The sequence below is a fragment of the Angustibacter speluncae genome (genome assembly GCF_054777815.1).
On record NZ_BAAHAF010000069.1, the window covers coordinates 34,013 to 43,618 of the forward strand.

The 9,606-nt window shown below is 76.9% G+C and carries 6 protein-coding genes; 3 read left to right on the forward strand and 3 right to left on the reverse strand.

Features of this window, described 5'->3' with window-relative positions; all coding sequences use genetic code 11:
- Positions 1-16: 16 nt before the first annotated feature.
- Complete coding sequence (locus ACYVKY_RS08065; RefSeq protein ID WP_460434453.1) at positions 17-697, forward strand: uracil-DNA glycosylase; 681 nt, start codon at positions 17-19, stop codon at positions 695-697.
- Positions 694-2,091: a threonine/serine exporter family protein gene (locus tag ACYVKY_RS08070; RefSeq protein ID WP_460434454.1), complete on the forward strand. Its 1,398-nt coding sequence runs from the start codon at positions 694-696 to the stop codon at positions 2,089-2,091. Before ACYVKY_RS08065 ends, ACYVKY_RS08070 begins: the two co-directional genes overlap by 4 nt.
- 104 nt (positions 2,092-2,195) lie before the next feature.
- Here the strand turns inward: ACYVKY_RS08070 and ACYVKY_RS08075 are convergent, their stop codons facing one another.
- Positions 2,196-3,437, reverse strand: a complete 1,242-nt coding sequence (locus ACYVKY_RS08075) for an amidohydrolase (protein ID WP_460434455.1) — start codon at positions 3,435-3,437, stop codon at positions 2,196-2,198.
- A gap of 138 nt (positions 3,438-3,575) precedes the next feature.
- Positions 3,576-4,940: an EsaB/YukD family protein gene (locus ACYVKY_RS08080; RefSeq protein ID WP_460434456.1), complete on the reverse strand. Its 1,365-nt coding sequence runs from the start codon at positions 4,938-4,940 to the stop codon at positions 3,576-3,578.
- A gap of 174 nt (positions 4,941-5,114) precedes the next feature.
- On the opposite strand from ACYVKY_RS08080, the gene eccCa reads away from it, so the two are divergent.
- Positions 5,115-9,059, forward strand: a complete 3,945-nt coding sequence (gene eccCa, locus ACYVKY_RS08085) for a type VII secretion protein EccCa (RefSeq protein WP_460434460.1) — start codon at positions 5,115-5,117, stop codon at positions 9,057-9,059.
- A gap of 126 nt (positions 9,060-9,185) precedes the next feature.
- Here the strand turns inward: eccCa and ACYVKY_RS08090 are convergent.
- Positions 9,186-9,606: hypothetical protein (locus ACYVKY_RS08090; protein ID WP_460434457.1), on the reverse strand; the 421-nt coding region annotated here is incomplete at its 5' end.

Below are 9,606 nucleotides of genomic sequence, written 5' to 3' on the forward strand. Positions count from 1 at the left end.
GCGTAGCCTGCCGGGCGTGACCGCGAGGCCCCTGTCCGAGCTCGTGCACCCCACCTGGGTGCCGGCGCTGGAGCCGGTCGCCGACCGCGTCGCCGCCCTCGGCGCGATGCTGCGGGAGGAGAACGCCGCCGGCCGCGGCTACCTGCCCGCCGGCGACCGGGTGCTCCGGGCGTTCGCCGACCCCTTCGACGCCGTCCGCGTGCTCCTCGTCGGCCAGGACCCGTACCCCACGCCCGGGCACCCGATCGGGCTGTCGTTCGCGGTCGAGCGCACGGTGCGCCCGGTGCCGCGCAGCCTGCAGAACATCTACGCCGAGCTGCGCTCGGACACCGGCGTCGAGCCGCCGGCGCACGGCGACCTCAGCGCCTGGACGCGGCAGGGCGTGCTGCTGCTCAACCGCGTCCTCACGGTCGCGCCGGGCTCGTCCGGGTCGCACCGGGGACGCGGCTGGGAGGACGTCACCGACGCCGCCGTCCGCGCCCTCGCCGCGCGCGGGACGCCGCTCGTCGCGGTGATGTGGGGCCGCGACGCGCAGTCGGTCGGCCCGCTGCTGGGGAGCACGCCGGTCGTCGCCTCGGTGCACCCGAGCCCGTTGTCGGCCTCGCGCGGCTTCTTCGGCTCGCGCCCGTTCAGCACCGTGAACCGCCTGCTCGAGGAGCAGGGCGCGCCGCCGGTCGACTGGACGCTCGACCCGTGACCGGGCCCCACCCCGGGCGTCCGCACCCCCGGCTGGGGTCGCGGGCGCGGCGGGCGCTGGCCGGCCACGCCGAGCCGACGCTGGCGATCGGCGTCCGCACGCCCCGCTCGCAGGTCGACGACCTCGCCGCGCACTCCGCGCTCGAGCTGGCCCTGCGCATCGGCGAGGCGATGGTGGCGCTCGGCGTCCCGGCGGCCGACGTCACCGCGACCGTGCTGCGCGTCGCCGCGGCGTACGGGCTCGAGGGCTGCCAGGTCGACGTCACCTTCACCTCGCTGACGGTGAGCTGGGACCGCGACGACGGCATCCCGCTCACGGGGATGCGGATCGTGCGCGCCCGCACCCAGGACTACTCGCGGCTGCAGGGCGTCGCCGACGTCGCCGGCCACGTCGGACGCGGCGGCGTCCCGCTCGACGAGGCCCACCGGCTGCTCGACGACGTCGTGCGCGCGCCGCACCCGTACCGGCGCGGCGTCGCGACCGCGGCGCTCGCCGCGATGGCGGCGGCGGTCGGCGTGCTGCTCGGCGGCGGCTGGCTGGTCGCGCTCGTGGCGGCAGGCACCACCGCGGGCGTCGACCTGCTGCAGCGCGTGCTCGGCCGGTGGGGGCTGCCGACGTTCTTCCAGCAGGTGGTCGGCGCGGCGCTCGCGACGACCATCGCGGTCGTCGCGGTCGCGGTCGACGCGCCGTTGCGGTCCTCGCTCGTCGTGGCCGCCGGCATCGTCGTGCTGCTCGCCGGGCTCGGCCTGGTCGGCGCGGTCGAGGACGCCATCAGCGGGTTCCACGTCACCGCCGCCGCCCGCGGCGCCGAGGTCGTGACGCTGACCGCCGGCATCGTCGTGGGCATCGCGGCGGTGCTCGACGTCGCGCGCCGGCTGCAGGTGCCGCTGTCGGTGCTCGGCCCGTCCGCGTCGGAGGCCGGGCTGTGGCTCCAGGTGCCCGCGGCGGCGGCGATCTCGGCGGGGTTCGCGGTGGCGGCGTACGCCCGTCCCCGCGCCGTGGTCGTGGCGGCAGCGGCCGGCGCCCTCGCGATGGCGACGTACGGCGCGGGCGTGGGGCTCGGGCAGTCCGCGGCCGTCGCGAGCGCCCTCGCCGCCGCCGTCCTCGGCTTCAGCGGCGAGGCGCTGGCCGACCGGCTGCGGGTGCCGCCGCTGCTGGTGGCGGTCTGCGGGATCATCGCGCTGCTGCCGGGCCTGGCGATCTACCGCGGCCTGTTCCTCGTCGTCGTCGACGGCAACATCCAGGGCGGCCTCGGCAGCCTCACCGGCGCGCTCGCCACCGGGCTCGGCCTGGCCGCGGGCGTCACCCTCGGCGAGTTCCTGGCGACCCCGGTGCGGCGCAGCGTCGACCGGTTCGAGCGCTCCGTGCGCCGCCGGGCTGCTCCCCCGGAGTAGCCGCCTCCCCCTGTCCCTTCGCCACGTTCAGTTGGCGACCACCACCTTCACGGGGCGTGCACGCCCCGTTCAGTGGCTGCTCGCCAACTGAACGTGGTGAACGATCAGACGCGGTAGGGGCTCTCGGTGACGCCGACGCCGCTCTCGTCGTCGAAGCGGTAGACCTCGCGGCCGCCGATGAAGACCGTCAGGGCGCGCGACATCACGTCGAGCGGGTCGCCCGACCAGATCACCACGTCGGCGTCCTTGCCGACGGCGAGCGAGCCGACGCGGTCGTCGACGCCGCTGATGCGGGCCGGGTTGATGGTGAGCGCCCGCAGCGCCTCGTCGCGGTCGAGGCCCTCCTTCACGGCCAGCGTCGCCTGGTGCACGAGGAAGTGGATCGGCACCACCGGGTGGTCGGTGGTGATCGCGATCGTGACGCCGGCCTTCGCCAGCAGCCCGGGGTTGCGCAGCGAGCGGTTGCGCAGCTCGACCTTGCTGCGGGTGGTGAACAGCGGGCCGATCACCACCGGGATGCCCTTGTCGGCGAGCACGTCGGCGATCAGGTGCCCCTCGGTGCCGTGGTGCAGCACGAGGCGGTACCCGAACTCCTCGCTGAGCCGGACGGCGGTGGCGATGTCGTCGGCGCGGTGCGAGTGCTGCGACCAGGGCAGCTCGCCGTCGAGCACGCGCACCAGCACCTCGAGGGTGGTGTCGCGGTCGAACGGCTCCTTCGCCTTGAGCGCGCGGTCGCGGCGGGCCCGGTAGTCCTGCGCCTTGGTGAACGCGTCGCGGATCACGGCGGCGACGCCCTGCCGGGTCGAGGGCAGCTTCTTCTGGTCGCCGTAGACGCGCTTGGGGTTCTCGCCCAGCGCGCTCTTCACCCCGGCCGGGGCCTTGACCACCATCTCGTCGACGATCCGGCCCCACGTCTTCAGCGCGACCGACTGGCCACCGATCGGGTTGCCGGAGCCGGGCTTCACCACGGCGGTGGTGACGCCGCCGGACAGCGCGTCGCGGAAGCCCTCCTCCGCCGGGTTGATCGCGTCGAGCGCGCGCATCCGCGCGCCGTTCGGGTCGGTCATCTCGTTGGTGTCCTGGCCGGCCCAGCCCTCGGCCTCCTCGTGGACACCCAGGTGCGCGTGCGCCTCGACGAAGCCGGGCAGCACCCACTGCCCGGTGGCGTCGACGACGCGGGCCCCCTTGGGGACGCGCACCTTCGCGCCGATCGCGGCGACCTTGCCGTCGCGCAGCAGGACGGTGCCGCCCTCGATCGGCGCGCCCTCGACGGGGACGACGTAGCCGCCGGTGACGGCGACGACCTCGGGGCTGCGGTCCTGGGCGGCGGTGGGACGGCTGGGCACGGCGACCTCGTTCCCGCGGACGGCGCGCGCCCGCTCACGGCTGGCTCTGTGGGCGTCGTCGATCCCATCACACCCGGGCGGACGCGGCCCGCCGGGACCGGACCACCCGGGCCGGGTGACCGGCCCCGGCAGCCCGGCTCAGGAGGTCAGCTGGCGGAACCACTCCCAGCCGCCGGCCGCGAGCAGCGCGGCGGGCAGCGCGAGCGCGACGCACAGGCCCTCGAGCCCGTCCCCGAACCGGGCCCAGCGCACCGAGCGCCAGCCGCGCCCGAACGCGGTCGCGACCAGCACGGCGGCGGTGCCGCCGACGGCGAGGACGACCGCGAGCGCGACACCTCCCCCGGTGCCGAGCGCGCGGACGGCGAGCGCGATCGCCGTGACCGCGCAGACCCCCGCGGCCGCCAGCAGGGCGAGCTTCGCGGTGCGGTGCCGCAGCGTGCGCGAGAGCAGCGCCTGCCCCGGCGCGAGCAGGGCGGCGAGCGCGAGCCCGCCGGGGACGGCCAGACCGCCCGGGGTCGGGCCGAGCAGCAGCGCCAGGGCCACCGCCGCCGCGACCGAGGCGGGCGCCACCGCGGACGAGGAGTGCAGGCGGGTGCCGCGGCGCAGCGTCGCCAGCACGTCGCCGGCGAGCACCCGCGAGCGGGGACGCCGACGGCCCTCCTCGCGCGCCGACCACGCCGTGACCGACAGCCGGTCGAGCTCGAGCAGCGCGTCGTCCGGCACCACGACCACCGCGGACGGCAGCAGCCGCAGCAGCGGCAGGACGCCGGCGGCCAGCACGGCCCAGCCGACCGCGACCTCGCCGCCGCGCAGGAGCACCGTCCCGAACACGACGGCACCGACGACGCCGAGCGCGACGAGCACGACCAGCGGCTCGTCGCGCCCGTGACCGCCGCTGCGGGCGAGACCGGCGAGCACCCCGCAGGTGAGCATCCCGGCCGTCAGCGCGAGCAGGTCGGCGCCCGGTCCGGGCTGCCACTGCTGCAGGGCCAGCGCGGCGGCGCCGACCAGCACGCCGCCGACCCGCACGACCTCGCCGCGCTCCCCCGGGCCGGCGAGCAGGACGGCGGCGGCGCACACGAGCACCAGCGCGAGGCACCACGTCCCGCGTCCGGCCGGGTCGGCGGCCGCGAGCGCGAGCAGGGCGAGCGTCGCCACGACGACGGCGGCGAGCGTCGGCACCCAGCCGCGGTCGACGTCGACGACGGGACCGGGCGCACCGCGCCGGCCGCGGCGCCCGGAGCGGCCGCGGGTGCGGGTCGGGGCGACGACGAGCAGGTCGCCGTCGCGCACGCCCTGGTCGGCGACGGGCAGGTCGGGGTCGAGCACGAGACCGGACCGGGTGAGCACCGCGGGCGTCTCACCGCCGGTGTCGCCGAGCACCGCGGTGACGACCGGGACGACGAGGTCGCCGGCGGGCGTGCCGGGGTCGACGACGAGGTCGTGGCGGCCGGTGGGTCCCTGCAGGCTCACCCGCAGCAGCACGGGGGTCGCCGGCTCCATGCGGGTCCCCCTCCTGTGCGCGAGCGCCGCGGGCGTCCGCGCGGTCCGGCCTATCATGCGCCACACGGGGCCCACCTCGCCCCGGCCCGTCCACGGGTACCGCGACAGACGTGCCGAGGGGGACGACCGGTGGTGACCACGCTGCGCCGGGGGCCGCGCCTGGAGCCGCCGCCGATGCCGCGGGGCGAGATCGTCCTGCAGCCGCCGCCGGAGACCGAGCCGGACGAGGGCTCGAGCAACGTGCTGATGCAGGCGCTGCCGATGCTCGGCAGCCTCGGGTCGATCGGCTTCGTCGCCACGATGGGCGGCACGCGCGCCTACGTCTCGGCCGGCATGTTCCTCGTCGCCTCGCTGGGGTTCGTCGTCGTCAGCATCTGGCGGCAGCGCTCGCAGAAGGTCGCGCGCACCACCGGGGCGCGCCGCGAGTACCTGCGCTACCTGGCCCAGGTGCGCGCGCAGGTGCGCGACACGGCGCAGCAGCAGCGCGACTCGCTGACGTGGGACCACCCCGACCCGGCCGCGCTGCCGGCGCTGGCCGAGGAGCGCACCCGCGTCTGGGAGCGGCGGCAGGGCGACGACGACTTCCTGCACGTGCGGTTCGGCCTGTCGCCCCAGCCGCTGGCCCGGACGCTGGTCGCGCCGGAGTCGGCGCCGGTCGACCAGCTCGACCCGGTCGCGGCGTCGGCCCTGCACCGGCTCGTCGTCACCCACGCCGTGCAGCCGGACCTGCCCGCCGCGCTCGACCTGGCCTCGTTCCCGCGGCTCGAGGTCACCGGGCCGGAGGGGCAGGCGCGGGCGCTGGCCCGGGCGCTCGTCGCGTCCGCCGCGACCCTGCACTCCCCCGACCACCTGCGGGTGGCGGTGCTCGCCGACGAGGACGCCCTGGTGCACTGGGAGTGGCTGAAGTGGCTCCCGCACGCCGGCAGCCCGCACCGGCGCGACGGCGCCGGCCCGGCGCGGATGGTGAGCGCGTGGTGGGAGGACCTCGCCCCGCTGCTGCCCGAGCCGGGGCGCGAGCACCTGCCGCACCTGCTCGTCGTGCTCGACGGCGGCCGGGTGCCGCCGGGCGACCCGGTCGTCACCCCGGACGGCGTGCCGGGCGTCACCGTCGTCGACCTGCCGTCGTCGTGGGACGCCCTCACCGACGAGCGGGTGCTGCGGCTGGCGCTGGAGGGCGCGCCCCGCCAGGACGGCCGGGTCCCGGTGCGCGCGCTGCGGCTGCGCACCGACCCGACGTCCGGTGCAGCCGACCAGCTCGACGTCGCCAGCGCCGAGGCGCTCGCACGGCGCCTGACGCCGCTGCACGCGGGCGACGACACCGCGTCCGGCGCGGCCGGCGCGACAGGCACCGACGTGGTGCACGCGGACGCCGAGCTGGTCGACCTGCTCGGCCTGCCCGACGTGCGCGACCTCGACGTCGACGTGGCCTGGCGTCCCCGGCCGGCGCGCGACCGGCTGCGGGTGCCGATCGGGCTCGGGTCCGACGGCGCGCCGGTGCACCTCGACATCAAGGAGTCGGCGCAGCAGGGCATGGGGCCGCACGGGCTCGTCATCGGCGCGACCGGCTCCGGCAAGTCCGAGTTCCTGCGCACCCTGGTGCTCGGCATGGTGCTGACCCACCCGCCGGAGCAGCTCAACCTCGTGCTCGTCGACTTCAAGGGCGGCGCGACCTTCGCCGGCATGGCCGACATGCCGCACGTGTCGGCCGTGATCACCAACCTCGAGAACGAGCTGGTGCTCGTCGACCGGATGCAGGACGCCCTGTCCGGCGAGATGGTGCGCCGCCAGGAGCTGCTGCGCGCGGCGGGCAACTTCCAGGGCGTCAAGGAGTACGAGCGGGCGCGGGCGTCCGGCGAGCCGCTCGACCCGCTGCCGTCGCTGTTCGTCGTCGTCGACGAGTTCTCCGAGCTGCTCACGGCCAAGCCGGACTTCATCGACCTGTTCGTCGCGATCGGCCGGCTCGGCCGCTCGCTCGGCCTGCACCTGCTGCTCGCGTCGCAGCGCCTCGAGGAGGGACGGCTGCGCGGGCTCGACTCCCACCTGTCGTACCGCGTGGGCCTGCGGACGTTCTCGGCCGCCGAGTCGCGCACGGTGCTGGGGGTGCCGGACGCCTACGAGCTGCCGGCCGTGCCCGGCCTCGGCTACCTCAAGCCCGACCAGTCGACGCTGCTGCGGTTCAAGGCGTCCTACGTGTCCGGACCGCCGCCGGCGCGCAGGGTCGCCGGGCGACGGGGGACGGGTGCCGGCGCGTCCGCGCCCGTCGAGGTGCTGCCGTTCACGCTCGGACCGGTGCTGCGCACCCAGGACCAGCTGCCGCCGGCCCCGGTCGACGACGCCGCACCGGCTGCGGCGACCCCGGCGTCCGACAGCCGGTCCGTGCTCGACGTCGCCGTCGACGCCATGCGCGGCAGGGGATCTCGCGCGCACCAGGTGTGGCTGCCGCCGCTCGACCTGCCAGCGACGCTCGACCAGCTCATGCCCGACCTCGCCGAGGACCCGCAGCTCGGGCTCGTCAGCCGGCGCTGGCGCTCGGCGGGCGCGCTGGTCGTGCCGCTCGGCATCGTCGACAAGCCGCTCGAGCAGCGCCGCGACGTGCTGACCGTCGACCTCGGCGGCGCGGCGGGCCACGTCGCCGTCGTCGGTGGGCCGCGGTCGGGCAAGTCGACGTTCGCGCGCACCGTCGTCGCCGCGCTGTCGCTCGCGCGCACGCCGCGCGAGGTGCAGTTCTACGTCCTCGACTTCGGCGGCGGCACGTTCGCGCCGCTGCAGGACCTCCCGCACGTCGCCGGGGTGGCAGGGCGGTCCGAGCCCGACGTCGTCCGGCGGGTGGTCGCCGAGGTGGCGGGCGTCGTCCGCGAGCGCGAGGCGTACTTCCGCGCGAACGGCATCGACTCGATCGACACCTACCGCTCGCGCCGCGCCGCCGGCGAGGTCGACGACGGGTACGGCGACGTCTTCCTCGTGGTCGACGGGTGGGCCACGCTGCGGGCCGACTTCGAGGGGCTCGAGCACGAGCTGCAGGACCTCGTGCAGCGCGGCCTCACCTACGGCGTCCACGTCGTGGTCACCGCGAACCGCTGGTCCGACATGCGGTCGGCGGTGCGCGACGTGCTCGGCACCCGGCTCGAGCTGCGGCTCGGCGACCCGCTCGACTCCGAGATCGACCGCAAGGTGGCGGTGAACGTCCCCGCCGGGCGGCCGGGTCGCGGCATCGTGCCCGGCCGGCTGCACCACCTCGCGGCGCTGCCGCGCATCGACGGCTCGCCCGACGGCGCGACGCTCGGCGAGGGCGTCACCGACCTGGTGGCGCGCGTTGCCGCCGCGTACCGCGGTGCGCCCGGGCCGAAGCTGCGGCTGCTGCCCGACCGGGTGCTGCTCGACGACGTGCGACGCCGGCACCTCGCGGTGGCGGGCGAGGGCTCGCGCGAGCTCGTGCTCGGCGTCGACGAGGCCGCGCTGGCACCGGTGCTGCTCGACGTCGACACCGAGCCGCACCTGCTGCTGTTCGGCGACGGCGGCTCGGGCAAGTCGTCGGTGCTGCGCACCTACGCGGCCGAGGTGGTGCGCACCCGGTCGCCGAAGGAGGCGCAGCTGTTCGTCGTCGACTACCGCCGCAGCCTGCTCGGCGAGGTGCCCGACGACTACCGGATCGAGTACCTCACCAGCTCGGCGCAGGCGGCGCCCGCGGTCGCCGAGGTGGCCGAGTACCTGCGCACCCGCGTGCCCGGGCCGGACGTCACCGCCGAGCAGCTGCGCACCCGGTCGTGGTGGACCGGGCCCGAGCTGTTCGTGCTCGTCGACGACTACGACCTCGTGGTCTCCTCGCAGGGCTCGCCGCTCGCGCCGCTGGTCGACCTGCTGCCGCAGGCCCGCGACGTCGGGCTGCACCTGGTGCTGGCCCGCCGGTCGGGCGGCGCGTCGCGGGCCCTCTACGAGCCGGTCATCCAGTCGCTGCGCGACCTGTCGTCGCCCGGGCTGCTGCTGTCGGGCAGCCCCGACGAGGGCCAGCTGGTCGGCGCCCTGCGGCCGGTGCCGTCCGTCCCCGGACGCGGCCGGGTGCTCACCCGCGCCGGCGGCGTCCAGGTGGTGCAGACCGCCTGGACCGACCCGGTCGGCTGACCGCGGCCCCGCCGCCCCTGTTCGTCCACCACGTTCAGTTGGCGACCACGCACTCCACGTGGTGGGCACGCCACGTGGAGTGGCCGGTCGCCAACTGAACGTGGTGAACGGACGACGGCGCGGCGGTCAGGCCCGGGCGACCCGGGACACCACGCCGTCGACGTCGCGGGCGACCTGCTCGGCGGTCGTCGCGACGACGAGCCAGCCCAGGCGTCGCAGGGCGCCGGTCAGCAGCCGCTGGCCGTGCACGTGCTCGGCGGCGAGCGAGGTGTCGCCGTCACCCAGGGGCGTGCCGTCCCAGGTGAGCGCGACGCGGGCGCCGTCGTCGCGGCTGACGAGCAGGTCGGGGGCGGTCCAGCCCGAGAACGCCTCGGCCGCAACGGGTCCCGCCGTGTGACCCGCTGCGCGCAGCGCGTCGGCGAGCCGGGCGAGCAGGGCGTCGTCGGGTGCCGCGTCCGCGAGCGGGTCGGGTCCGGACGGTGCGCCGTCCTCGGCCGCCCGGAGCAGGTCGCGCAGCGCCTGCGCGCCCGGCGAACCGAGCCGCTCG